Below are 23,435 nucleotides of genomic sequence, written 5' to 3'. Positions count from 1 at the left end.
GATGACTGCGTTTTCTATGACGACCCGTGCTTTCGCCCGTAGATCCATCGCTGCGTTGATGACAGGAGGCAGCCTCCTCTGCCTCCTGCAAGCGCCCAGCTGGGCCGAGACGCCTTCGGTGAAAACCGGAGGCATCCACGGCTGCCCGCTGATTGGCGGCCAATTGCCTGACAATTGCGCGCGGCCCGATGCGGGGCATATCATCCCGCTCGCGCCCGGCAAAAACACCGAGAAAGACGGCGTCGCCCCGATCGCGGCGCCCGAAGGCTTCCGCATCACCATCGAAGAGCCCAAGCGCCCCGCGCCCAGCCTTGACGGTGCGACCGAGCGTAAGGCCGATCTTTTGCTGGCCAGTGATGACATCCAAGTCAGCTTCAGCGGGCTCGAGACGCCGCGCCGTCTGTCTTTGGTGACCTCGGATGGTCGCGCGGGCTATGTGGCGGGCAGCCGCATCGGCCTGCGCCCTGCTGCGAACTATCCCGCTTGGGTCACCTCGGCCGAGCTGCGCATCGCCGATGCCGCCCGCCCGCATGTGCCCTTGGCCAAACTGCCGGTGACGCTGAACCACGAGGCGGCATGGGTGATGCCCGACACCGCTGAGGTGCGCGACTATGTCGTCGTGCTGCGCGTCTATGACGCCGCCGGTCGCTTTGATGAGACCACGCCCGTCACGCTCAGCCGCCTTGCCAAGGACCAACCGACCGAGCCGAAGAATGCCCCGCTTTATGCAAGCGATGACGGGGAAGACATGACCCGCCGCCGCGCCATTCCGGTGCGGGGTGGCACCGTCACCGTTTCGGGCAGCGGCCCGGAGGGTGCGTCCAGCATCGAGGTGATGGGCGAGCGTGTGGCACTTGATGGCTCGGGGCGCTTTGTCATCGAGCGGATCTTGCCGCCCGGCGTCCACACCATCCGCGCCGGAGCAAACGGCCCCGCACGCCGGGTGGAAATCCCGGTCAGCGATTGGTTCTACGTCGGCCAAGCCGACCTGACTTACGGCACCGATAAGACCGAAGGGTCCTACGCTTTGGGTCGCCTTGCTGGCTATGCCAAAGGCGTCACGGCGGGGGGCTATACGTTCCGGCTGTCGGCTGACACCCGCGAGGGTGAGCTGCGCGATCTGATCCGCGATCTGGACGAAAAGAACCCCGACCGCGTGCAGGCCCGCATCGCCGGCGATGATGTCTATCCGACCTTTGGCGATGACAGCCAGATGATCGATGACGCGCCGACCTCGGGCAAGCTTTATGCCCGCGTCGATCACGGCAATTCGCATCTGATGTGGGGCGATTTCCAAGCCACGCCCGGGTCTTCGCCGCTGATCCGCTCGGACCGCACGCTTTATGGCGCGCAAGGCAAATGGGTCTCGCCGCAGGTGACCCCATCCGGTGAAGCCGCCGCGATGGTGACGCTGCATGCCGCCAACCCCGATCGCCTCAGCCAGCGCGATGTGCTGCGCGGCACCGGCGGTTCGGCCTATTTCCTGCGCCGCCAAGACATCTTGCCGGGCACGGAAACCATCTGGGTCGAGATGCGCGACCCAATCTCGGGCCGGGTGATTGAGCGGCGCCAACTGGCCGAAGACACCGATTACGAGATCGACTTCTACCAAGGCGTCGTGATCCTGCGCCGCCCGCTCAGTTCGTCGGTCGGCGACGGCTTCCTGACCGACCGTCCCTTGGGCGGCGCCGAGGCCAATCTGGTGGTGCAATATGAATATGTGCCGACGATTGGCGATGTGGATGGTTACTCCACCGGCGGACGGGCCGAGGCATGGATCGGCGAGCACCTGCGCCTTGGCGTCAGCGGCCAGCGCGACACCTCGGGCGTGTCCGACAATACCGCTGCGGGCGGCGATCTTCTCTTGCGCCAGTCCGAGGCCACTTGGCTGCGGCTCGATCTGGCGCAAAGCGAAGGGCCGGGCTTTGGCGCCAGCCATTCGCTCAACGGCGGCTTGGACAATGACCCTCGTGCCGCTGAAACCAGCGGCAAGCCCTCGAACGGTGCGCTTGGCCTGAAGGGCCGCGCCTATGGGCTGAACTTTGCCGCCGATCTGGCAGAGCTCAGCAACTCCCGCCTTTCGGGCGAGATCGCAGGCTTCGCCGAACGCCGCGAGCGCGGCTTTGTCTCGGCCGATCATGACGTGGCCGCCACGCAATCGAACTACGGCCTCTCGGGCAAGATCGCCTTCTCCGACCGCTACAGCCTTGGCTTCAACCTTGAAGCCTTCAGCGACGCCGACGGCCAACGCGATGACAGCGCCGATCTGCGCTTCATCACCCAGTTGACCGAGCAATGGCGGCTTGAAGCCGGCATCGCCCACAGCCGCCGCATCGACAGCGGCAGCACCCGCGAAGAAAGCGGGCTGCGCACCGATGGCGGCATGCGTCTGGTGTGGGAGCGCGATGAGGATCACGCGCTATGGGCCTTTGCCCAAGGCACGTTGCGCAAAACCGGCACGATGGAGACCAATGACCGCTTCGGCCTTGGCGGCGCTTGGCAGCTGTCTGAACGTTACGGCGTCGAAGGCGAGGTCTCGACCGGCAGCCTTGGCGGGGCAGGGCGACTGGCGCTTACCCAAGACAATGGCGCGGGTTCGTCCTACCACATCGGCTATGCGCTTGATCCGCTGCGCCGCTATGACCAAACGCTCACCGGCCGTGACGGCGGCACCTTCGTCACCGGCGCCTCGCAAAAGCTAAGCGAGGCTGTCAGCCTGCAAACCGAAGCGCGTTTCGACCGTCTGGGCGCCAATCCGGCGCTGACCAACACCTACGGCGTCTCCTATCGCCCCAGCGATCTTTGGACATGGACCGGCGGCATCGACTACGGCTCGACCGAGACCGAGCAGAACGGCACCTATCGCCGTTTGGGCTATTCCGCTGGCGTGCATTACGCCGAGAAGGATGGGATCGATGCCGCTTTGCGCAGCGAATACCGTGTGGACCGCTCGACCGATGGCAAGCTTGACCGCGAAAACTGGCTGATCGACGCTGGCGTGACGTGGAAGATTGACGAAGAGCAACGCTTGCTCTTTGATCTCGCCGCCGCCGTCTCGACCTCAAGCCAAGATAGCCTGCGCGATGGCCGCTATATCGAGGCCAACATCGGCTATGCCTTCCGCCCGGTGATGGACGACCGGCTGAACCTTCTGCTGCGCTACACTTGGCTTGAAGACCTGCCGGGTCCCGATCAGGTCAACGTCGCCGGCGATATCGAAGGTCCGCGCCAGCGCAGCCATATTTTCAGCATCGACGCCAATTACGATCTGAACACGCAATGGACGATCGGCGCCAAGCTTGGTCACCGCTCTGGCACGGTCGAGACCCGTGGCACCGGCGAATTGGTCGACAATGCCGCGACGCTCGCCATCCTGCGCGCCGATTACAACTTCGTGCACAATTGGGATGTGATGGCCGAACTGCGCAGCATGCGCCTGCATGAGCATGAGGTGACCGAGAATGCCGGGTTGATCTCGGTCTATCGTCACCTCGGTTCAAACGTGAAGCTGGGCGTGGGCTATCTTTGGGGCGAAGTCTCGGACGACCTGCGCCTGATCGAGGGCGAGCGTGAGGGCATGCATATCAACCTCTTGGCCAAGTTCTAAAACCGCCCAAGTCCAAGCATAGAAAATGACGAAACCCCGCCCATTGTGGCGGGGTTTTTCATGCGACCCGTCATTCCATTGCGCAAGCGCATTCCTTTGCACCTTCCAAACGCCCCCCTTCGCAGGCTTTCGCCGATGCCCGCCGCACCGCGACTGCGGCGCGGTTGCATGGCAGGGGCGGGGGGGCGTAAATGATCGCCGAGCAGTTCAAACACAGGCGACACAAAGATGCGCAACACCCTTCTGGCCCTCTCCCTTGGGCTCCTCTCGCTTGGCCCCCAAACCGCCCTAGCCGATCAACGCGGCATCCATGAGGTCGTGGGCGTCAAAGGCGAAGATATGCTGAAACTGCGCAGCGGACCCGGCGTCGGCTATACCGTGATCGTGGGTCTGCCCAATGGCGCCGAGGTTTGGGTGCAAAGCTGCGAGCGTTCGGGCAACACCAGCTGGTGTAAGGTGTCGCTGAAGGCCGCGCGCGGGCTGAAAGGCTATGTCTCCAGCGCCTATCTGCGCAAGAAATAAGCCGGGGGGAAGGGCGGGCGCGAACGCCCACCTTGAACGCCTTAGGCGCTGGCCTTCACGATGTAATCGGCCGTCATCAAATCGAGATGCGCGCCGCCACCGTTCTTGGCGATGGTGATCTCATCGTCGGAACGGCGGGTGAACAGCGCCGGATCATCGTAGAAATCGGCCAAGATATGGCCTTCGGTGATCGCACCCGATTTCAGCGGCGCCATGATCTCGCCGATATGATGCACCGTGGTGGCGCGCGCATCGACGAAAAGCCGCCCCCGCGCGATCGCCGCATCGTCCAACTCGCGCATATCGGGGCGGTAGGCGCCAATGAGGTCCAAATGCTGGCCGGGGCGCAGCCATTCGCCCTTTATCAAAGGAGCGGTCGCCATGGTGCAGGTGCAGATCACATCCGCCTCGGCCACCGCCGCCTCAAGATCCGCCGTCGCCTTCAGCCCCAAAGGCCCGGCCATCGCCTCGGCCGAGGCAAGGCTGCGCGACCAGATGGTGAATTCGGCATCGGGGAAGATCGAACGATAGGCTTCAACCATCGAGCGCGCCACATTGCCCGCGCCGACCAGCAAGAACTTGCGGCTGTCTTTGCGCGCCAAACGGCTCGCCGACAGAAGGCTGTCACCGGCGGTTTTGTATTTCGTCACCAGATGGAAATCGACCAAAGCTGTCAGCTCACCCGTGACATCGTCATACAAAGTCACGATGCCATTGATCGTCGGCAACCCGCGCTGCGCATTGCCCGGCACGATGGTTGCCACTTTGACCAAAGCGCCAATCCCGTCGATCCACGTCGCACGGTCCAGCACAGTATCGCCGCCGCGATAGACGAAGAGATCCTTGATATCGGGTTGCGCCAGCCGGTGGCCCGCCTCAAAGGCCTGCAACAGCCCGCCCCATGTCAGTTTCGCTTCCGCCTCTGGCCCGATGATACGCAAACTCACAGCCCGGCCTCCTTTTCCGTCAGTAAACCTGTTGCCACAAGCTGTTGCGCCCAAGCGCGCCAGCCGGTGAAGAGATGTGTCTGCCAGCCCCGCTCGGCCGCCGCCGCGATATTCTCGGGCCGATCATCGGTGAAGAGGATCTGATCGCCCTTGAGCCCGGTCACGGCCTCAACATGGGCATAGATCGCCGGGTCGGGTTTGATCAACCGCAACCGGGCCGAGACGAAAGCCCGGTCGAAGGTATGCAAAAAGGGAAAGGCCTTCAGCGCGATCTCAAAGGTCTCATCGCCGAAATTCGTCAGCGCAAAGACCGGCACGCCCTTGGCCTTCAGCGCCAGCAAAGTGGCGACGGATTCCTCAATCACCGGTTGCACCATCTGCAGCCAGCCCTTGTGCCAGCCTAGGATCTCATCGCGCCAATCGGGGTAATCGCCTGCCAGCTCTTGCAAACTGCCCAGAAACGGCGCGCCGCGGTCAATCTCAAGGTTCACCGCATGGATCGGCACCGCATCGAAAAACGCCTGCCGCCGCGTGGGGCCAATCTGGGCATCGTAATAGGCCTCGGGCTGCCAACCGATCAGCACATTGCCGATGTCAAAGATCACTGCCTGGGGTTGCAACATCGGAAACCTTTCTGCGTACCGTCTCGCGCCAGAGCGTATAAAGACCCGCGCCGCAGATAAGCGCAATCCCGAGCCAAGCGATATGATCGGGCCAAGTGCCAAAGACCAACACGCCCCACAGGATCGCCATTGGAATCGCGATATATTCGAAAGGCGCCACCAAGGCCGCCTCGGTGGTGCGGTAAGCTTGACTCATCATCAGCCCGCCAATGCCAACCGACAGCCCGGTGGCCAGGAAGGCCCACCAATCGGCCAACGGCGGCAAAACCCAAGGCCGGAACAGGAACTCAAAGGTGCTGTCGGGGGCCAGCGCCATCTGGCCATCGCCAAACATCAATCCCATGATCGAGCTGACCGCCAGAAAGCCCAGCTGCACGTAAAAGCTTAACGTGGCCGCCGATTCCGTGTCGCGCATTTGGCGTGTCATGATGTGGCTCGAGGCGTAGCAAACCGCCGAAATCAGCACGAGCACCGCCGCCGGCTGGATCATCCCCGAACCCGGCCGCGTCATCACCACCACGCCCAAAAGCCCCACAGCCACCGCCGCCCAACGGCGCGGCCCCACCGCTTCGCCCAAGATCAGCGCTGAAAGCGCGGTCACGATCAGCGGCGAGACAAAGGCAATCGCCACCGCATCGGCCAAGGGCATCAGCGACAGGCCGACGAAATAGGTCATATTCGACACAACGACGATGCAGACCCGCAAAAGATGCGCTTTTTTGCGCCGCGAGTAGATCTGCGCCAGCCCCCGCGCCGAGACCGCCATCACGAGCAACACCAGAGTGATCCCGATCAAAGCCCGGACCAGCACGATTTGATGCAAAGGATAGCCCGTCGCCGCTAAGGCTTTGATCGCAAGATCATTCAGCGAAAGGATAATGCCTCCGCCTAGGGCCAAGAAAATGCCACTCTGTGCCGAGGCGCTGCCGCCGGATGAGGAAACTGGGGCCGTCATGATAGGGCTAAGAGACCAAAACTTCTGCTATATGGCGCGCTTATCCGCGACATGAGGCGTCGTATAATGCCCTGCAATGGGCCTGCGATCCTACCGCGCCACCCGCCGCATCACCCGGTCCAGCACATCCAAAAACCGCGACCGATCTGCCTTTGAAAACGGCCGCCCGCCGCCTTGCCGGAAAGGATCGGCGCTGCGCAAATCGCTCATCAGATCGCGCGTCGCCAGCACTTGGCCGATATTGGTCGCGGTCAACTCCGTGCCGTCGGGCTTCACCACGGCAGCGCCGCCCTCGATCACCCGCGCCGCCAGCGGGATGTCCGAGGTCACCACCACATCGCCCGGCCCGGCATGATCGGCGATCCAGCGATCCGCCTCATCCAGCCCCGCGCCGACATAATGGCTTTCCACCAATGGGTTGGCCGAGGGGCGAATGCCGCCATTCGACACCAGCACCATCCGCACCTTCAGCCGCGTCGTCACCCGCTCGGCTTCTTCCTTCACCGGGCAGGCATCGGCATCGATGTAAAGCGTCATGGCAACCTCCGGCGGGACACAGATCTCCGACTAACCCGACAGGCCCCACAAGGCCAGAGCGCAAGCCCTTTGGCCGTGGGTCGCGCTTCGTTAAATCCTTAGCAAGCAAAAGGCGCCAGAGTTTCCCCTGACGCCTTCTCAGACTTCTTAAACCACCTCAGCCCCGCAAAGCCTCGGAGTGGAAGGCGATATGGTCGGGCATGAAGGTCTGCACGAAGTAATACGAATGATCGTAACCCTTCTGCATCCGCAAGGTGCCGCCCTGACGCCGCTCGGCCATGGCGCTCGCCAAAGCCTCGGGCTTCAGAAGATCGATGAATTGATCCGCCGTGCCCTGATCGATCAGCATCGGCCCGTCAAAGCCGTATTTCTTCATCAAAAGGCTCGAATCATGCGCCGCCCAAGCCGCCTCATCCGGCCCCAGATAGGCGCTGAACTGCTTGCGGCCCCAATCGCTGCCGGTCGGGTTGCAGATCGGTGCGAAGGCCGAGACCGAGCGGAACCGGCCCGGGAAGCTCATCGCAATCGTCAAAGCGCCGTGGCCGCCCATCGAATGGCCGGTGATCGCCTGCGCGCCCTCGGCCAGGGGGAAGGCACCGAACAGCAGCGACGGCAGCTCATCCGTCACATAATCCCACATGCGGAAATGCGGCGCCCAAGGGTTCTGCGTGGCGTTCACATAAAAGCCAGCACCTTGGCCCAGATCATAGGCGTCATCATTGGCCACACCCTCGCCGCGCGGGCTGGTGTCGGGGAAGACCAAAGCGATGCCCGCTTCTGCCGCCCAAGCTTGCGCGCCCGCCTTGGTCATCGCATTTTCATGCGTGCAGGTCAGGCCCGAGAGATACCAAAGCACCGGAACCGGGCCCTCTTCCGCGCCCTCGGGCAGGAACAGGCCAAAGGTCATCTCTGTCCCAGTGGCTTGGGAAGGATGCGAATACACCCCCTGCACGCCCCCAAAACAGCGGTTCTCTGAAATCGTCTTCATGTCATCTCCAGTCAGGCAATCACCGCCCAGCCCGTCAGGACGGAGAGGGTGGTGGAAATCGAAAGGGGCGGTCGGCACCCGTTGCAGGGGCCACGCCGTTGGCTTGTGCCAGAATGGACGCATTCCCCGCCCCCGGCAAGGCGCAGCGGCGCGCATTCTGCCCGTCGGTCGATGCCAGTCGCGGTGAGGGGGTGGCTTTAGCTGGGTTCTAATTGGCAGATGCCGACAGCCATACCAAAGCCATACGCAAACCAGACGTAGATCATACGCAAACCATACGCGGTTTTTGCGGGGTTTTCAGCCGCTTACCCCTCATCCACCGCCGATCAGCACCCCGGCTGCAAAAACCAAAGCCCCACCCAAAACCACCTGCAAAGCGGCCCGTAGGAAGGGCGTCTCCATATAGCGGTTTTGGATCCAAGCGATGGCCCAAAGCTCGACAAAGACCACCGCAATCGCGATCGAGGTCGCCAGCCAAAAGTCCGGAATGAGATAGGGCAGGGCATGGCCAAGCCCGCCCAATGTCGTCATCACGCCCGAGGAAATGCCGCGTTTCCAAGGGCTTCCGCGACCCGAGAGAACGCCGTCATCATGCGCGGCTTCGGTGAAGCCCATCGAAATCCCCGCGCCAACCGAGGCCGCAAGCCCCACCAGAAAGGTGGTCCAAGTGTCTTGCGTGGCAAAGGCGGTGGCGAAGATCGGCGCGAGGGTTGAGACCGAGCCATCCATCAGCCCCGCCAACCCCGGCTGCACCCAAGTCAGAATGAACTGCCGCCGCGCCGTGGCATCTTCCTCACCCTTAACCCCTTGCGGCAAATGGGTATTTTGTAGCCCCTCAGCCGTCACCCCATGCCCAGCCTCTGCCGCCGCCAGATCACCCAACAGCTTGCGCGTCGCCGCATCGGTGCTGCGCGCCGCCGCCCGCGCATAGAAATCCGCCGCCTGCTGCTCCATCCCCGCCACCTCAGCCCGCACGGTTTCCAGCGGCAAATTCGCCGCCAGCCAGACCGGGCGGCGGGCATAATAGCCCGCGACATGTTCGCGCCTTATCAAGGGGATAACCTCACCAAACCGGGCTTGGTGCAAAGCAATCAGCTGCTGGCGGTGGGTGTCTTCCTCGGCCGCCATGCCGCTAAAAACCGCCGCTGTGCCGGGGTAATCTTGCTGCAAACGCCCAGCGTACGAGCGGTAAATCCGCGCGTCATCTTCTTCTGATGAGATGGCCAAAGCCAAAATCTCTTGCTCTGACAGCTCGTCAAAGCGGCGGCGGGAGGCGAGGGCAAGCGACATATCTGACCTGCGAGGATGATTAGTTTAGAATGATTCCAAACTAATCATCCGCAAACCAAGTGCAAGGGGGCATCAACGCACGTCATTTCTGTGACAGAATGACCCGATTGACGAACTGAACCGTTCAGTTTAGTTGTGGGCCTGTAACCCACAGGATCAGGAGCTGACGATGACCAAGATGCTTGCCTCTGCTTTTGCCGTGCTTACCCTTACCGCCTTGCCCGCATTGGCTTTTTCGGTCGACACCACGCTGCCACGGCTGACTTGGCCCGCGGATGGCGTCACGGTCTCGACCCAAGGTCCGGCGACGAAGACCGCCCCTTAAGCGGCTCGCATTGCCCGCCTTGCCTGCCTCGCTTATGCTCACCGCTCAAACCGGGGGCAGAATGTCAGAGCCAGAGATCCGCAAGGGCCGCAAATTCGATCAGGTGCTGCAAGGGGCGCGGCGCGTCTTTTTGCGCGACGGCTTTGACGGCGCCTCGGTCGATGAGATCGCCCGTGAGGCCGGGGTCAGCAAGGCCACGCTTTACAGCTACTTCGCTGATAAACGGCTGCTTTTCACCGAGATCTGCAATGACGAATGCCGCCGTCAGGTCGAGCAGGCCGAGCTGGAGATCGCCGAAGACGCCTCGGCGGAAGAGATCCTGACCCTCGCGGCCACGCGGATCACCGGCTTTCTGATGTCGGATTTCGGCCGCAATATGTTCCGTTTGGTGGTGGCCGAAGCCAGCCGCTTTCCCGAAATCGGCCGGGTGTTTTTCCTCAACGGGCCGGGGTTCATCCACGCCCGTCTGAGCCACCATCTGGGCCATATGGTGGAAAAGGGCATGCTGCGGCTGGACGATCCCGATCTGGCCGCCGAGCAATTTGCCCAGCTCTGCAAGGCGCATATCCACGAAAGGCTGCTCTTCGGCCTTGCCGATGAGATCACGCCCGCGGATGTCGACCGCACCATCCGCGGTGCGGTTGAGATGTTCTTGGCCCGTTACGGCGTGTGAAAAGAACGGCGTTAACCGTTCTCTTTCAGCACCTGTCCCGCCAGATAGAGCGAGCCGCAAATCAGCACCCGCGCGCTGGGGCTTTGCGCGGCAATCTGGCGCAAAGCCGCATCCACCGAAGCGGCAGCTTCAGCCGGGATCGCCACGGCAAGCGCGGAATCTCGGGTGACCTCGGCCGGTAAGGTGTTGGGCTCATTGGGGATCGACACCGCCCAGAGCTTAGTAACATGCTCTGCCATCGGGCGCATATAGCCGGTGACATCCTTGGTGTTGAGCATGCCGCAGATGAGATGCGTTTCACGCTTGGGCATCCGTGCCAGCGTCGCTGCGACCGCTTCGCCGCCTGCCGGGTTGTGGCCACCGTCCAGCCAAAGCTCGACCTCGGGCGCGCTTTCGACCAGCGGGCCTTGGCGCAAACGCTGCATCCGGGCGGGCCAATAGGCTTTCGAGACAGCCGCCTCACATGCCTCGGCGCTTTTGCCCAAAAGCCGCAAGGCCGCCACTGCCGCCCCGGCGTTTTGCACCTGATGCGGACCGGGAAGGTTCGGTAGCGGCAGGTCGAGAAGGCCGTTCTCGTCTTGGTAAATCAGCCGACCGGCCTCTTCCCAAGCGTTCCAATGCTGGCCATGCACCCAAAGCGGTGCACCCAGCTTGGCGGCACGCGCCTCAATGACTTCAAGGCCTTCGGGGCTTTGCGGGCCCACCACACAAGGCACGCCACGCTTGATGATCCCGGCTTTCTCGCCAGCAATCTCGGGCAAGGTCTCACCCAGATATTGCTGATGGTCGACCGAAACCGGGGTGATGATGGTCAGCGCTGGATGATCGACAACATTGGTCGCATCAAGCCGCCCGCCAAGCCCCACCTCAAGCAAGGTGTAATCCGCCGGCACCCGCGAGAAGGCCAAGAAGGCCGCAATCGTGGTGATCTCGAAGAAGGTGATCGAGGCGCCGCCATTGGCCGCCACGCATTCATCCAAAAGCGCGGTCAGCGCCTCTTCCGAGATCAACTCACCCGCCAGCCGGATCCGCTCATGGAACCGCGCCAGATGCGGCGAGGTATAGGCGTGGACACTGGCGCCCGAAGCCTCAAGCCCGGCCCGGATCATCGCCTGCGTGCTGCCTTTGCCATTGGTGCCGGCAAGGTGGATCACGGGCGGCAAGCGCCGCTCGGGATTGCCCAAAGCGGCCAACAGCCGGTGCGAGCGGTCCAAGGTCAGGTCGATGATCTTGGGATGGAAGGCCATCATCCGGGCGAGGATGGCGTCAGATCCGGCGGGCGTAGGCGTGGTGGTCAAGCCGAGGTCTCCTCGCTGGAAGCGGCCGCTTCCGGTGCGGGGGCAGCCAGATCAGCGCGCACCGCAGGCGGCAGGCCGGTCAGCATCCGCAGGATGGTCACCAACTCATCGCGCATATCCTTGCGGTGGATGACCCGGTCCAACATGCCGTGATCCAAGAGATATTCCGAACGCTGGAAGCCCTCGGGCAGCTTTTCACGGATGGTTTGCTCGATCACGCGGGCGCCAGCAAAGCCGATCAACGCATTGGGTTCGGCAATCTGCACATCGCCCAGCATCGCATAGCTGGCGGTGACGCCGCCGGTGGTCGGATGGGTCAGCACGACCACATAAGGCAGGCCCGCTTCCTTCAGCATCTGCAACGCCACCGTGGTGCGCGGCATTTGCATCAAAGAGAGCATACCTTCTTGCATCCGCGCCCCGCCCGAGGCGGAGAAGAGCACGAAGGGCTTTTTCATCTGCACCGCACGCTCGGCCCCGGCGATGATGGCATTGCCAACATTCATCCCCATCGAGCCCGCCATGAAGCTGAAATCTTGCGCCGCGGCGACCACGCCGGTGCGGCCGATCTCGCCTTCACCCACCAGCATCGCGTCTTTCTCGCCGGTGGATTTCTGCGCGGCTTTGATCCGGTCAGGGTATTTCTTTTGGTCGCGGAAGCCCAAGGGGTCCACGGGCGCCTCGGGCACTTTCACCTCGGTGAAGATGCCGCCATCGAACAAAGCCCCAAAGCGCTCGCGCGGGGTGATCATCATATGATGATCGCAATTCGAGCAGACATTGAGGTTCGCGCTCAGCTCGCGGTGGAACAGCATGGTCCCGCATTCGGGGCATTTGGTCCACAGATTCTCAGGCACCTCGCGGCGTGAGAACAGCGAGTTGATCTTGGGGCGGACGTAGTTGGTGATCCAGTTCATGCCGCTTCGGCCCTTCCGGTCGCTTTTTAGAGCCTCCGAGATAGTCCGCTGGGGGGGCAATTGCAATCGGCAGGCGTCGCTTCGGGGGTTATATGGGGAGAAGAAGAGGGGGCGCTGCCCCCGAAGCTGCTGCGCAGCCGCTCCCCCGGGATATTTAGGTTCTGAAAGAGGGGGCTCTTTCAGAATGAAAATATCCCCGCCGGAGGCTCCGCGCTTGGCCAGAGGCGGGCGGGTTAGAAGCGGCGCCGGGCGCGCAGGGCGGCGCCGATGGTGCCATCGTCAAGGTAGTCGAGTTCCCCCCCCACCGGAACGCCTTGGGCGAGCGAGGTGATTTGCGCCGGGGTCTCGGCCAAAGCATCGGCAAGGTAATGCGCGGTGGTCTGGCCATCGACGGTGGCGGCGAGGGCGAGGATGACTTCCGTCAGCCCCTCTTCGCCCACGCGGCGCACAAGGCGCGGGATGCCAAGCTCGACCGGGCCGACGCCGTCGAGTGCCGAGAGTGTGCCGCCCAGCACATGATAGCGGCCTTGGAAGGCGTTGGCGCGCTCCATCGCCCAGAGATCGGCGACATCTTCCACCACGCAGACCTCGCCATTGGCACGGGCGGGATCGGCGCAGATCGGGCAAAGCTCTTCGGTCGAGATATTGCCGCAGACCCGGCAATCCTTCGCCGTCAGCGCCACATGCGCCATGGCTTGGGCCAAGGGGGCCATCAGCTGGCCCCGTCGGCCCAAAAGCGCCAGCACCGCACGCCGGGCCGAGCGCGGCCCAAGCCCGGGCAGTCGCGCCATCAGCTCGATCAGCGCCTCGATGCCCGGATCATCGGCCCGTGCCATGCGTTAAACCCCGGCCTTAGCGGCGAAAGCAGCCATTTTCAGAAGGGCAGCTTCATATCGGCCGGCAGGCCAAGGCCTTCGGTCATCTTGCGCATTTCCTCGGCATGGCGGGCGGTGGCTTTGCCTTGCGCATCCTTGATCGCGGCAAGGATCAGATCCTCGATCACTTCCTTTTCCGAAGGCACAAGGATGGTCGGGTCGATGTCGAGCCCGGTGACTTCGCCCTTGGCGGTGACGCGCGCTTTCACCAGCCCTGCACCGGCCTCACCCACCACCACGGTGCGGGCGAGTTCCTCTTGCAACTCGGCCAGTTTCGACTGCATCTCCTGCGCCGCTTTCATCATCTTGCCCATGTCGCCCAGACCGGCGAGGCCTCCAAGACCTTTCAGCATCCGCAATCTCCATTTGTTCTTTGGTCTGAGATACGATCCGCGCGGGCGTGGCGCAAGGGTCCGCCCTGCGGATCAGGCTTCAAGCGGCACAGCGCGGAACAGCATCCGGCGCGGCGCAAAGCCATTGGCGGCAAAGAAGGCATGCGCCTCAATGTTGCCCTCCCAAGTGTCGAGCAGGATCTCATCGCAAGAAAGGTCATGCGCAAGCCTGCGCGCTTCTTGCAGTAGGGCAGCGCCAAGGCCTTGGCGGCGGGCTTCTGGGGCGACGGCGATATGCTCGATCAAGATGCGTCTGATTGGCGGAGAGAAGAGCGACAGGGGCCGCTGTTGCAGGGTGCAAAGCGCATAGCCCATAGCCGGGTCACCCTCGGTCTCACCGGCGAGAAAGCAGGTGGTCGAAGGCTCACGCAGACGCTTTTCGAAATGCGCGGTCAAAGCCGTCGGATCGGGCGAGGCGAAGAAGACCTGCGGATAGGTCGCGGCATGCCAGCTTTGCAGATGGTGATGCAGCCGCGCCAAAGTGGCGGCATCGCCCGGCGTGGCGCGGCGCAAAAGCGGCTTATGCACGCCTTACTCCTCGAACGGATCCCAATCGTCGTCGATCTCGGGATCGACCTCGGGCAAAGCCTCGGCGGCGGCGCGGGCGGCCATATCCTCGGCAGCGCGAATCTCGGCGATCTCGGCGCCCGGGAAGGCGGCCATCACGGCTTGCACCAAAGGATTGGCCTCGGCCTCGGCGCGCTCGGCGGCTTCGGCGGCAGTGCGGGCCTCGGCAATGGTCGGCGCCCCGCCCGATTTGGTGACCGAGATCGCCCAGCGTGAGCCGGTCCAGCCCTGCAAGCGCTGCCCCAAACGGGCGGCAAGGTCGGGCTTGGCATCCGGCGTCGGCTCGAACTCGATCCGGCCGGGGGAATAGCGCACCAGCCGCAGGCAATCCTCGATTTCTTTAAGGAAGAGCATGTCGCGCTTGTCGCGAATGAGTTCAATCAGCGCCTCAAACGTCGCATAGACCTGCAACTGCCCCTCGGCCAACACCGGAGCCGCCGCTGTCATCGTCGGCCCAGAGGACGGCCCCCGCATCGGCGCCCGCATCGCGCTATGGACCATGCCCGAGCCTTGGCCGCCCGCAGGCGCACCGCCCGGCATGCCGCCGCCCGAGGGCGGGCGCGGGCCGTCATTCAGCCGTTTGATCAGCGTCTCGGGGTCGGGCAGATCGGCGACATGGGTCAGCCGGATCACCGCCATCTCGGCGGCCATCATGGCATTGGGGGCTTGGCCCACCTCCTCCATCGCTTTCAAAAGCATCTGCCACATCCGCGTCAGCGAGCGCATTTGCAGCCGCCCCGCCATATCGAGGCCCCGCGCGCGCTCATCCGGCGGCACGGTCGGGTCTTCGGCAGCCTCGGGCGTGATTTTCAGGACCGAGATCCAATGCGTCACCTCGGCCAGATCGCGCAGAACCGCCATCGGATCGGCCCCATCGGCATATTGCGATGCCAGTTCCGACAAGGCCTGCGCCGCATCGCCGCGCATCACCATATCGAAAAGGTCCAAGACCCGGCCGCGATCGGCCAGCCCCAGCATGGCGCGGACCTGATCCACCGTCGTCTCACCCGCGCCATGGCTGATGGCTTGGTCCAAGATCGAGGTCGCATCCCGGGCCGAGCCTTCCGCCGCCCGGGTGATCAAGGCCAAAGCGTCATCGTTGATCTCAGCGCCTTCCGCCGTGGCGATCTTGCGCAAAAGCGCGATCATCACTTCAGGCTCAATGCGTTTGAGATCAAAGCGTTGGCAACGTGACAGCACCGTCACCGGCACTTTGCGAATCTCGGTCGTGGCGAAGATAAACTTCACATGCGCCGGCGGCTCTTCCAGCGTCTTCAACAAAGCGTTGAAAGCCGAGGTCGAGAGCATATGCACTTCGTCGATGATATAGATCTTATAGCGGGCCGAGGCGGCGCGATAATGCACCGAATCGATGATCTCGCGGATATCGCCAACGCCGGTGTGCGAGGCGGCGTCCATCTCCATCACATCGACATGGCGGCCTTCCATGATCGCCACGCAATGCTCGCATTTGCCGCAAGGCTCGGTCGTGGGGCCGCCGGTGCCATCGGGGCCAATGCAGTTCAGCCCTTTGGCGATGATCCGCGCCGTGGTGGTCTTGCCGGTGCCGCGAATCCCCGTCATCACAAAGGCTTGCGCGATGCGGTCGGCGGCAAAAGCATTGCGCAACGTGCGCACCATCGCATCTTGGCCCACCAGATCGGCAAAGGTTTCCGGCCGATATTTTCGGGCCAGAACCTGATAGGCTTTCTCGGGCGTCTCGGACATTGTGACTCGGCGGCTTGTTGGGGGGCTTTGGTTCGGGCGCCAGACTAGGGCCACGGGCGGCCAAGGTCCACCGCGAAGGGAAGGGCAGGGCGATGGCTTTCACGATTGCGAAGCTAAAGGTCGGGGCGGGGATGCTGGCGATCTCTGCCATGCCGGGGCGCGGCGGCGTTTATGACGCCGATCTGCGCGAGATCCTGCGCTTTGGCCCGGCTTTGGTGCTAAGCATGACCACTTTGGGCGAGCTACAGGCCAAGGGCGCCGAGCGGCTGGAGAGTGACCTTTCCGATCACGGCATCCTGTGGCGGCATTGCCCGGTGCAAGATTACTCTGTGCCTGCGGGCGGGCCGAAAGGCGGCGCATGGCCCAAAATTTCGGCCGAGATTCATGAGATTTTGGCGGAAGGCGAGCGGGTCTTGGTCCATTGCATGGGGGGCTGTGGCCGCTCGGGCATGGCGGTTTTGCGGCTGATGGTCGAGGCCGGAGAGCCCGCCGACGAGGCACTTCGCCGCCTGCGCCAAGCCCGTCCTTGCGCGGTAGAGACCGACGCGCAATTCAACTGGGCCGCGCTGGGCCGGGGTTGGTAAAATGGGGGGAGGGTGAGAGGCTGGACAGCGACCCAAACGGATCTTGTTACGGCTGCTTCCTTCCGGACCTGACCGAGTTGGCAAGGCGTTCGCCCGCGCCAACCTCTCAAGGCTGCATATAGGCGGCAGCTTTGTGATGCGCAAGTCTTTGGGTTAAGGCCAAAGCTTCGCTGTCTGGGCTGCGATGGGGCATTGCCCCGCCGCAGGGCCGGTCACAAAAGCCCTGCCATCCGCGCCCCTGCGATCAGATCTGGTGCCAGATGATCCGCCCATTGCCCTTCGGAGGGCAGGATGTCGGGCACCTGCACCACGGTGCAGCCGGCACGATGCGCTGATTCGGCGCCGGTCTCGCTGTCTTCAAAAGCCAAGCAGCGCTTCGGATCGACGCCCAGAAGCTTGGCCGCCAAAAGATAGGGTGCCGGGTCGGGTTTGGCCGCCGTCACATCATCCAAGCTCACCACATGGGCGAAATGCTCGGCGATCCCGGCGATCTTCAGCTTGCGATGCGCGCCTTCACGTCCTGAGGAGGTCACCAGAACCATCGGCGCCACCCGTGCGCTCAGAAGCTCGGCCGCGCCGGGTTTTAGGGTCAGCCCCGCCTCGACCGCCGCGACAAAGCCCGCCTGCCAATCGCGCTGCACCGCCTCAAGATCGGCGCCGGGCATCTTCGCGCGGATGATCGCCTCTGAAGTGGGGGCGTCCTTGCCGATCAAATCATGCAAGAAGCGTTCCTCCACTGGATGGCCGTGGGCGCGGAAAGCTTCCAGACCGGATGCGATGGCCAAAGCTTCGGTATCCACCAAAGTGCCGTCAAGGTCGAAGAACAAGGCATCATACATAGCAAACATCCGGCTTTACAAAGGGGCAAGCCCTTCCTGCCACGCCCGGCCGCCCGGTAAAACCCCAAGCCGAGCCGTGGGCGGCGTTCATGCGACACCTGCTCAAAAATGGTGCAGCTTTTGACAGGTGCCTGTTTTGACTGGGGCCTGTTTTGACTGGGGCCTGCGCGGAAGAAGCGCACCAGTTGCGGCGGCTAGAGATGCAGTCGCACCAGATGAAAGCCGTCTTCATTCAGGCCCGCAGCTTCGGGTCTCAGATGCGCCGCCTCGGATTTGTACAGCAGCGCATTCGGCCCCGCCTCATAAAGGACAGAGGCACCGGGCAGTTGGCAAAGCTGCCAACGCTCGTTCAACTCCAGAGCCTCGGCACGCAAAAGGCCGATGCGCTGCAGGTAAAGGCGCAAGATCTCGCTGCAGAGCTGGGTGCCATCGCCGATCAGCCGATCAGCTGCTGGAGGCACCCCGCCCAGACCGCCGCTGGCGCGAAAGCTGTCAGTGGCCATGATGAAGCGGTCGTCGTTCTGAACGGGTCGGCCGCCGCGCTGCAGTTTTGTCACCCGATGGGCTCTCGGCCGGATCAGCTGGCCATGGGCATTGTAGCGGGCAGGCTGGCTGAGATCGACGCCGTAACTGACCCCGACGATCGAGGCGAAGGCGTAGCTTGGAAACCCCGGATCCATCAGCCTTTGGTCCAACCCGCCGGGCTTGATCTGCTGAAAAATCGAGACCGCACGTTCCAACTCTTCGCGCAGCTCCGCGCCGGTGATGAGCTGGGCGCAAAAGGTGTTGGGGAAGGGGTGCAGATCAAGGATATGCCGGATCGAAAGCCGTCCGGCTGCAATCTCGGTAAAGTTGAGCGGCCCGCCCGCGCCGCCGCTGCGATGCGGGGTGACGGCGGCGATGCGCGGCAGATCGGCTAGGTGGGTGCCGGCAACGATCCCTTCCAGATGGTCCAGATTTGCCAAACCCAAGAGCCGCATCGCCGCCGTATCGGCCACCTGTGAGAAGGCCGAGGCCAGCGGTACTTCGGTTTGCCCAAGGCTGCGCCGCGCCCAGTCCAGTGCCATGCGGTGATCTTGCGACAGCGCCCGACGCAAAGGCGCGGCATGGCGGCGCAGCTCCGCAGAGCTAAGGCCCGCCGCGACCTCCGACACGTTTTGCGCCTGCACCTGCGCATCCAACACTTTGTAGCGCGCCTTGGGGCGCGGGCAGGGGAGGCCATCGGCATGGGCCAAGGCAGGCCCGCTCTCGACCGCCAGTTTCAGATCGATGATCCCTAGGTGCGAGCCGAAATAGCCCGGCTGCACCACAGGGATGCCGGAAATCCGCCCCGCCTGCGCATCGATCCGCCGGTCAGAATGCGCTGCGGCGTTGCGTTTGGGAAAGGTGGCGTGGCTGTGCCCCAGTACCAAGGCATCCATCCCCGGCAGCGCCGCAAGATCGGCAATCAGCCCATCATTGGCCGGGTTCATCCCGCAGCGGTCCAGCCCAATATGCGCCAGACAGATCACGAGATCTGCCCCTGCCGCGCGCAGCTTGGGCAACCATTCCTGCGCTGTCTCAAGCATCGGGCGGATCTCGATGCGACCGCTCAGATGCATCTTGTCCCAAAGCGCGGTTTCGGGCGGGGTAAGCCCCAGTACGCCAATAGACAGCTGATGCGTCAGACCGCCGGCATCGCGCAACTGGCGCGTCAGGAGGGTATAGGGCGGCACCAGCCCGCGCGCCTCTATCGGCGAAAGCGGCCCGCCCTTGCGCAAGACATTGGCCGAGACCACCGGGAACCGCGCCTCGGCCAGCGCCCGCTCTAGCGCAGCAAGGCCGTAGTTAAACTCGTGATTGCCCAAAGTGGCGGCATCATAGCCAAGCGCGTTCATCGCGGCGATCACCGGATGACCGCGCCGCCTTTGCTCTTGCGCGCGCAGATCGGCCAGCGCTGTGCCTTGCAGGAAATCCCCATTGTCGAGCAAGAGGACCGCCTCATCGCCCCAAGCCGCCTTCGCCTCGGCACGGGCTTTGGCCATCAATGCCGTCATCGTTGCCAGCCCCACCCCATGTAGCGACCGGTTCGCGGCGTAGTCATAAGACAGAAGATTGGCATGCACATCGCTGGTCGCCATGATCCGCAGCTGCAAGATGCTGCGCTGCAAGGCGCCATGCGCGCGTGTGACGGCCTCCCCTGTGGCCGAGGTGTTGTCTTGGAGTTCTGTTAATGAAGCCGAGCCTTCGCCCATGCGAAACGGATCTTGTGCCTGCACCATGCAAACCTGTCAGATATCTCGGAGCGGCAATCTGGCAGCAAAGTCCCCAAGCGAATAGACTTTAGCGGGAGTGGGGCGAGAAATTTCAACCTAAGATTGTAGTATAGTGGTGTCAGACAACGTGCAGCTTGCCGCCAAGCGCATTGCCATCTCAAGGGTTTGCGCGAGCGGTTCAGGCATGGCATCAGAGTGGTGCCAGCGCGGCCTGTTGCCGCTAGGGCACAGGTCAAGGCGCCGATCCGGGCGCGAAGCGGGATGAAACAGCGATGCGCAACGCGGAACAAGTGACTTTCGGAGGCTCGGGCCTCGACCGCGCGCAGCTTATGCGCAAAGAGACCGAGGCGCTGGCCTTGGCCTATCCCGATGCGCCGGTTCTGGCTTTTTGGCGCGGTCGCCCCTTGGTCGGAGGCCCGGCGGATGCGGCGCATTTGATCTGGCTGCGCGGCAGCCATCCTTTGGTGGCCAAAGCTGATCCGGTGCTTCTGGGCCGCGACGAGGGGCAGCTCCATTTCGCCGCCGATGTCTCGACCTCGATGGCCGCGGGCACGATCAGCTCGGGGCCGTTTGACACCGACCGCCAATCCCATCCCGACCTGCCGGACGATTTGGGCTTTGCCGATCTGCGCAGCCTGATGACGCAGCTCACGCCCCGGCAGGCCGAGCTGGCGATCATCGGCAAAGCGCTGATCGAATGGCACCGGATCCACGGCTTTTGCGCCGCTTGTGGCACCGCCAGCGTGATGACCCATGCCGGCTGGCAGCGCGATTGCCCGGCCTGCGCGGCGCCGCATTTCCCGCGCACCGATCCGGTGGTGATCGTGCTGGTGACGCATGGCAATCGGGTGCTTTTGGGCCGCAGCCCCGGCTGGCCCGAGCGGATGTATTCGCTGCTTGCCGGTTTCATCGAACCCGGCGAGTCGGTCGAAGCCGCCGCCCGGCGTGAGGTGCATGAGGAAAGCGGCATTCAATTGGGCGCAGTTTCTTACCTTGCCAGCCAGCCTTGGCCCTTCCCGGCAAGCTTGATGATCGGATGCCGCGCCGAGGCGTTGAACGACGATATCACCCTTGATCCTTTAGAGTTGGAAGATGCGCTCTGGTTAAGCCGCGAGGAGCTTGCTCAGGCCTTTGCTGGCGATCACCCACAAGTGATGCCGGCGCGGCGTGGCTCCATCGCGCAATTTATCCTGAACGCATGGCTTGCCGATCGCTTGGATTGAGGCAACTCTGCCCCTATCTGCGGCATCTCGCCTGATGGCGCGAAAGCGGGGCCTGCGAAAGAAACTTGGGTGAAAACAAAGGGCAGAGGGCTTGGATGAAGTTCACAACGCGACAAGATGTCGAGGCACCGCTGCAAGCCGTTTATGATTGGCTGACCGATTACGAACAGTTTGAGCGGATGGTGATGCGGCGCGGCGCCGAGATCGAGCGCACCGATCGGCTTTCCGCACCCGGCCCCGGCATGGGGTGGCGCTTGCGCTTTGCCTATCGCGGCAAGCCGCGCAAACTGTTGGTGCGGCTGATCGGGGCGGACCCGAGCGGGGCGATGCAATTTGAGTTGGACAGCCCCTCGGTTGCGGGTGAGGCACGGATCGAACTCTTGGCGCTCTCGCCTCGGCGCACCCGCTTGACGATCCAAAGCGAGTTGCGGCCCAAAACGCTGCCCGCGCGGCTCTTTTTCCAATCTTTGCGACTGGCCAAGGGCCGGGTGCAGAAAAAACTGGATCAATCGAGCGGCAAGTTGGCTGGCTTGATCGAGCAACAGCATCGCGCGCCTGCAAGCCGCTAAAGCGAAAAAAAAAGCGGGGGCTGCCCCCCGCTTTTCATCCTCAGCCTTTGATCGGCTGGCTTAAACCCCATCCACCCGCAGGCGCGGGCGGTCGGCGGGGTAAACGCCCAACATGTTGATATGCGTGGTGAAAAACCGCAGCTCTTCCAAAGCCCGCGCCACGGCGGGGTCTTCGGGATGGCCCTCGATATCGGCATAGAACTCGGTCGCGGTGAAGCTGCCGCCGACCATATAGCTTTCCAGCTTGGTCATGTTCACGCCATTGGTCGCGAATCCCCCCATCGCTTTATAAAGCGCGGCCGGAATGTTGCGCACCCGGAAGGTGAAGGTGGTGATCATATGCTCGGCGCGGCGGCTGTGATCGGCCTCGCGCGCCATCACCAAGAACCGTGTGGTGTTGTTCTTGTGGTCCTCGATATGGCGGTCAAGCACATCCAAACCGTAGATCTCGGCCGCCAATTCGCTGGCCAAAGCGCCATGCGCCGGGTCATTCGCCTCGGCCGCCTCACGCGCGGCGCGGGCGTTGTCGCTGCTGACCACACCCTTGATTCTATGCGCTTTTAGATAGGTCGCGCATTGCGGGATGATCACCACATGGCCATGCGCCTCGCGGATATCTGCCACTTTCGCGCCCTTCACGCCCAACAGGTTCACATGCACCCGCACGAAAGCCTCATCGACGATCTTCAGCCCGGCCTTTGGCAGCAGCGAATGCACATCCGCCACCCGTCCATAGGTCGAGTTCTCGACCGCCAGCATCCCCAGCTCAACCTCGCCCGAGCGGGTCATCTCGACGACATCCTCGAAGGTCTGGGCTGGCACCGGGGTAAAATCCGGCCGCGCCTGAGAGCAGGCTTGGTGCGAATAGGCTCCCAATTCGCCTTGAAACGCGATGCGCTTTGCCATTTCCGTCTCCTTCGGCCGAAATTGCCGTGATAAGGGTCAATCGGTCGCGCTCCTACACCTTGCGCAGACCTGTGGGAAGCGGGTAGAACCACCGACAACTGACGACCAAGGGATGCGCGTGATGTTCGACACGATGACGATGACCAAGGCAACGGCGGGTGTCTGTGGCGCTCTGCTCGTCTTCCTGCTGGGTAAATGGGCTGCAACCGACCTCTACGCTATGGGCGGTGGTCATGGGGCTGAGGGTGAACTGACCCAAGCCTATGCGATCGATACCGGTGCTGCGGCTCCGAGCGGCGAAGAGGCCCCCGCAGTTGACGTGGCAGCTCTGCTCGCCGCTGGCGACGCGGTTGCTGGCGAGAAAGCTTTTGGCAAGTGCAAAGCCTGCCACAAGCTCGACGGCTCGAACGGCACCGGCCCGCATCTGGACGGTGTTGTGAACCGTGGCAAAGGCGCGGTTGCTGGCTACAACTACTCCGAAGCGCTGAAAGCGATGTCGGCAGAGACTTGGACGCCCGAGAATCTCTACCACTTCATCCAAAGCCCGAAAGGCTACATGCCGGGCACCAAAATGGCCTTCGGCGGTATCCCGAAGCCGGAAGAAATTTCGAACCTCGTGGCCTTCCTCGCCACCAAGTGATCCAGGCCGCAGGCTAGGACAGGGTTTCACAAGACCAAAGGCCGCCCCATCCGGGCGGCCTTTTGCTTTTTCGGGGCGGATTTTCTACGCGCGGCAGATCACAGTCTCGCGGGTGGGCCATTCGCCCCCTTTGCCCTTGGCAAGACGCGCCCTAGCATGGTCAATATCGACCAAA

At 63.1% G+C, this 23,435-nt stretch carries 23 protein-coding genes and 1 other RNA gene; 8 read left to right on the top strand and 16 right to left on the bottom strand.

What is annotated here, in order from left to right:
• Position 1: 1 nt before the first annotated feature.
• Complete coding sequence (locus tag Q9295_RS10665; RefSeq protein ID WP_306680552.1) at positions 2-3,607, top strand: TonB-dependent receptor; 3,606 nt, start codon at positions 2-4, stop codon at positions 3,605-3,607.
• A gap of 228 nt (positions 3,608-3,835) precedes the next feature.
• A complete protein-coding gene (locus tag Q9295_RS10660) occupies positions 3,836-4,129 on the top strand; it encodes an SH3 domain-containing protein (protein WP_306680551.1) in 294 nt (97 codons plus the stop codon).
• A gap of 41 nt (positions 4,130-4,170) precedes the next feature.
• Here the strand turns inward: Q9295_RS10660 and Q9295_RS10655 are convergent, their stop codons facing one another.
• The 6 genes from Q9295_RS10655 to mbfA all read right to left on the bottom strand — a co-directional run bounded on the left by Q9295_RS10655 (position 4,171) and on the right by mbfA (position 9,469).
• Positions 4,171-5,076 carry an ornithine cyclodeaminase family protein gene (locus Q9295_RS10655; RefSeq protein WP_306680550.1) on the bottom strand — a complete coding sequence of 302 codons (906 nt, stop codon included), beginning with the start codon at positions 5,074-5,076 and terminating at the stop codon, positions 4,171-4,173.
• Positions 5,073-5,699: an HAD family hydrolase gene (locus Q9295_RS10650; RefSeq protein WP_373457454.1), complete on the bottom strand. Its 627-nt coding sequence runs from the start codon at positions 5,697-5,699 to the stop codon at positions 5,073-5,075. The genes Q9295_RS10655 and Q9295_RS10650 overlap by 4 nt, the downstream gene beginning before the upstream one ends.
• On the bottom strand, positions 5,671-6,654 hold the full coding sequence (locus Q9295_RS10645) for a DMT family transporter (protein WP_306680549.1): 984 nt from the start codon (positions 6,652-6,654) through the stop codon (positions 5,671-5,673). Before Q9295_RS10645 ends, Q9295_RS10650 begins: the two co-directional genes overlap by 29 nt.
• Positions 6,655-6,744: 90 nt before the next feature.
• Entirely contained in the window at positions 6,745-7,191 is a 447-nt protein-coding gene (locus tag Q9295_RS10640; protein ID WP_306680548.1) for a YaiI/YqxD family protein, read from the bottom strand.
• Between the two features lie 157 nt (positions 7,192-7,348).
• Positions 7,349-8,179, bottom strand: a complete 831-nt coding sequence (gene fghA, locus Q9295_RS10635) for an S-formylglutathione hydrolase (protein ID WP_306680546.1) — start codon at positions 8,177-8,179, stop codon at positions 7,349-7,351.
• Between the two features lie 312 nt (positions 8,180-8,491).
• Complete coding sequence (mbfA, locus tag Q9295_RS10630; protein WP_306680545.1) at positions 8,492-9,469, bottom strand: iron exporter MbfA; 978 nt, start codon at positions 9,467-9,469, stop codon at positions 8,492-8,494.
• A 169-nt stretch (positions 9,470-9,638) separates the two neighbouring features.
• Here mbfA and Q9295_RS10625 point away from each other — a divergent pair, with 169 nt between their 5' ends.
• Both Q9295_RS10625 and Q9295_RS10620 read left to right on the top strand, forming a co-directional pair.
• Entirely contained in the window at positions 9,639-9,794 is a 156-nt protein-coding gene (locus Q9295_RS10625; protein ID WP_306680544.1) for a hypothetical protein, read from the top strand.
• 61 nt (positions 9,795-9,855) lie between these two features.
• The gene (locus Q9295_RS10620) at positions 9,856-10,467 is read left to right on the top strand and encodes a TetR/AcrR family transcriptional regulator (RefSeq protein ID WP_306680543.1); all 612 of its coding nucleotides are present in this window, start codon (positions 9,856-9,858) and stop codon (positions 10,465-10,467) included.
• Between the two features lie 11 nt (positions 10,468-10,478).
• Here Q9295_RS10620 and Q9295_RS10615 read toward each other — a convergent pair whose 3' ends face one another.
• The 6 genes from Q9295_RS10615 to Q9295_RS10590 form a co-directional block, all read right to left on the bottom strand.
• The gene (locus tag Q9295_RS10615; RefSeq protein ID WP_306680662.1) at positions 10,479-11,717 is read right to left on the bottom strand and encodes a bifunctional folylpolyglutamate synthase/dihydrofolate synthase; all 1,239 of its coding nucleotides are present in this window, start codon (positions 11,715-11,717) and stop codon (positions 10,479-10,481) included.
• A 44-nt stretch (positions 11,718-11,761) separates the two neighbouring features.
• Positions 11,762-12,682 carry an acetyl-CoA carboxylase, carboxyltransferase subunit beta gene (gene accD / locus Q9295_RS10610; RefSeq protein ID WP_306680542.1) on the bottom strand — a complete coding sequence of 307 codons (921 nt, stop codon included), beginning with the start codon at positions 12,680-12,682 and terminating at the stop codon, positions 11,762-11,764.
• Positions 12,683-12,915: 233 nt separating this feature from the next.
• On the bottom strand, positions 12,916-13,518 hold the full coding sequence (recR, locus tag Q9295_RS10605; protein ID WP_306680541.1) for a recombination mediator RecR: 603 nt from the start codon (positions 13,516-13,518) through the stop codon (positions 12,916-12,918).
• A gap of 38 nt (positions 13,519-13,556) precedes the next feature.
• The gene (locus tag Q9295_RS10600) at positions 13,557-13,910 is read right to left on the bottom strand and encodes a YbaB/EbfC family nucleoid-associated protein (protein WP_306680540.1); all 354 of its coding nucleotides are present in this window, start codon (positions 13,908-13,910) and stop codon (positions 13,557-13,559) included.
• Between the two features lie 72 nt (positions 13,911-13,982).
• A complete protein-coding gene (locus Q9295_RS10595) occupies positions 13,983-14,477 on the bottom strand; it encodes a GNAT family N-acetyltransferase (protein ID WP_306680539.1) in 495 nt (164 codons plus the stop codon).
• 3 nt (positions 14,478-14,480) lie between these two features.
• Entirely contained in the window at positions 14,481-16,244 is a 1,764-nt protein-coding gene (locus tag Q9295_RS10590; protein WP_373457453.1) for a DNA polymerase III subunit gamma/tau, read from the bottom strand.
• A gap of 92 nt (positions 16,245-16,336) precedes the next feature.
• Here Q9295_RS10590 and Q9295_RS10585 point away from each other — a divergent pair, with 92 nt between their 5' ends.
• Entirely contained in the window at positions 16,337-16,828 is a 492-nt protein-coding gene (locus Q9295_RS10585; RefSeq protein WP_306680537.1) for a protein-tyrosine phosphatase family protein, read from the top strand.
• A gap of 11 nt (positions 16,829-16,839) precedes the next feature.
• Here Q9295_RS10585 and ffs read toward each other — a convergent pair.
• From ffs to Q9295_RS10570, 3 genes are all read right to left on the bottom strand, one after another.
• Positions 16,840-16,936: signal recognition particle sRNA small type (gene ffs, locus Q9295_RS10580), an RNA gene on the bottom strand.
• Between the two features lie 104 nt (positions 16,937-17,040).
• A complete protein-coding gene (locus tag Q9295_RS10575; protein WP_306680536.1) occupies positions 17,041-17,667 on the bottom strand; it encodes an HAD family hydrolase in 627 nt (208 codons plus the stop codon).
• A gap of 194 nt (positions 17,668-17,861) precedes the next feature.
• Positions 17,862-19,928 (bottom strand): 5'-nucleotidase C-terminal domain-containing protein, encoded by a 2,067-nt coding sequence (locus tag Q9295_RS10570; protein ID WP_306680535.1) that lies wholly within the window; start codon positions 19,926-19,928, stop codon positions 17,862-17,864.
• A gap of 266 nt (positions 19,929-20,194) precedes the next feature.
• Here Q9295_RS10570 and nudC point away from each other — a divergent pair, with 266 nt between their 5' ends.
• The gene (gene nudC / locus Q9295_RS10565; protein ID WP_306680534.1) at positions 20,195-21,145 is read left to right on the top strand and encodes an NAD(+) diphosphatase; all 951 of its coding nucleotides are present in this window, start codon (positions 20,195-20,197) and stop codon (positions 21,143-21,145) included.
• Between the two features lie 95 nt (positions 21,146-21,240).
• The gene (locus tag Q9295_RS10560; protein WP_306680533.1) at positions 21,241-21,714 is read left to right on the top strand and encodes an SRPBCC family protein; all 474 of its coding nucleotides are present in this window, start codon (positions 21,241-21,243) and stop codon (positions 21,712-21,714) included.
• Between the two features lie 60 nt (positions 21,715-21,774).
• Here Q9295_RS10560 and Q9295_RS10555 read toward each other — a convergent pair whose 3' ends face one another.
• Complete coding sequence (locus tag Q9295_RS10555; RefSeq protein ID WP_306680532.1) at positions 21,775-22,620, bottom strand: prephenate dehydratase; 846 nt, start codon at positions 22,618-22,620, stop codon at positions 21,775-21,777.
• A 121-nt stretch (positions 22,621-22,741) separates the two neighbouring features.
• Between Q9295_RS10555 and Q9295_RS10550 the strand changes: the two genes are divergently transcribed.
• Positions 22,742-23,260 (top strand): c-type cytochrome, encoded by a 519-nt coding sequence (locus Q9295_RS10550; RefSeq protein WP_306680531.1) that lies wholly within the window; start codon positions 22,742-22,744, stop codon positions 23,258-23,260.
• Positions 23,261-23,435 lie beyond the last annotated feature (175 nt).

This window comes from Pseudogemmobacter lacusdianii (assembly GCF_030848395.1).
GTDB classification, from domain to species: Bacteria; Pseudomonadota; Alphaproteobacteria; order Rhodobacterales; family Rhodobacteraceae; genus Pseudogemmobacter; species Pseudogemmobacter lacusdianii.
This window is presented reverse-complemented; position numbering and strand designations above follow the sequence as displayed.

What these genes read in the sequence shown, in the direction of transcription:
- Q9295_RS10650 (WP_373457454.1), bottom strand. Translation starts at nt 5,699, where the DNA reads ATGTTGCAACCCCAGGCAGTGATCTTTGACATCGGCAATGTGCTGATC.
- nudC (WP_306680534.1), top strand. Translation starts at nt 20,195, where the DNA reads ATGCGCAACGCGGAACAAGTGACTTTCGGAGGCTCGGGCCTCGACCGC.
- Q9295_RS10620 (WP_306680543.1), top strand. Translation starts at nt 9,856, where the DNA reads ATGTCAGAGCCAGAGATCCGCAAGGGCCGCAAATTCGATCAGGTGCTG.
- Q9295_RS10640 (WP_306680548.1), bottom strand. Translation starts at nt 7,191, where the DNA reads ATGACGCTTTACATCGATGCCGATGCCTGCCCGGTGAAGGAAGAAGCC.
- Q9295_RS10575 (WP_306680536.1), bottom strand. Translation starts at nt 17,667, where the DNA reads ATGTATGATGCCTTGTTCTTCGACCTTGACGGCACTTTGGTGGATACC.
- Q9295_RS10560 (WP_306680533.1), top strand. Translation starts at nt 21,241, where the DNA reads ATGAAGTTCACAACGCGACAAGATGTCGAGGCACCGCTGCAAGCCGTT.
- Q9295_RS10570 (WP_306680535.1), bottom strand. Translation starts at nt 19,928, where the DNA reads ATGGTGCAGGCACAAGATCCGTTTCGCATGGGCGAAGGCTCGGCTTCA.
- Q9295_RS10585 (WP_306680537.1), top strand. Translation starts at nt 16,337, where the DNA reads ATGGCTTTCACGATTGCGAAGCTAAAGGTCGGGGCGGGGATGCTGGCG.
- Q9295_RS10625 (WP_306680544.1), top strand. Translation starts at nt 9,639, where the DNA reads ATGACCAAGATGCTTGCCTCTGCTTTTGCCGTGCTTACCCTTACCGCC.
- Q9295_RS10645 (WP_306680549.1), bottom strand. Translation starts at nt 6,654, where the DNA reads ATGACGGCCCCAGTTTCCTCATCCGGCGGCAGCGCCTCGGCACAGAGT.
- Q9295_RS10600 (WP_306680540.1), bottom strand. Translation starts at nt 13,910, where the DNA reads ATGCTGAAAGGTCTTGGAGGCCTCGCCGGTCTGGGCGACATGGGCAAG.
- Q9295_RS10660 (WP_306680551.1), top strand. Translation starts at nt 3,836, where the DNA reads ATGCGCAACACCCTTCTGGCCCTCTCCCTTGGGCTCCTCTCGCTTGGC.
- Q9295_RS10615 (WP_306680662.1), bottom strand. Translation starts at nt 11,717, where the DNA reads ATGATGGCCTTCCATCCCAAGATCATCGACCTGACCTTGGACCGCTCG.
- accD (WP_306680542.1), bottom strand. Translation starts at nt 12,682, where the DNA reads ATGAACTGGATCACCAACTACGTCCGCCCCAAGATCAACTCGCTGTTC.
- fghA (WP_306680546.1), bottom strand. Translation starts at nt 8,179, where the DNA reads ATGAAGACGATTTCAGAGAACCGCTGTTTTGGGGGCGTGCAGGGGGTG.
- Q9295_RS10555 (WP_306680532.1), bottom strand. Translation starts at nt 22,620, where the DNA reads ATGGCAAAGCGCATCGCGTTTCAAGGCGAATTGGGAGCCTATTCGCAC.
- Q9295_RS10665 (WP_306680552.1), top strand. Translation starts at nt 2, where the DNA reads ATGACTGCGTTTTCTATGACGACCCGTGCTTTCGCCCGTAGATCCATC.
- recR (WP_306680541.1), bottom strand. Translation starts at nt 13,518, where the DNA reads ATGGCACGGGCCGATGATCCGGGCATCGAGGCGCTGATCGAGCTGATG.
- Q9295_RS10550 (WP_306680531.1), top strand. Translation starts at nt 22,742, where the DNA reads ATGTTCGACACGATGACGATGACCAAGGCAACGGCGGGTGTCTGTGGC.
- Q9295_RS10590 (WP_373457453.1), bottom strand. Translation starts at nt 16,244, where the DNA reads ATGTCCGAGACGCCCGAGAAAGCCTATCAGGTTCTGGCCCGAAAATAT.
- mbfA (WP_306680545.1), bottom strand. Translation starts at nt 9,469, where the DNA reads ATGTCGCTTGCCCTCGCCTCCCGCCGCCGCTTTGACGAGCTGTCAGAG.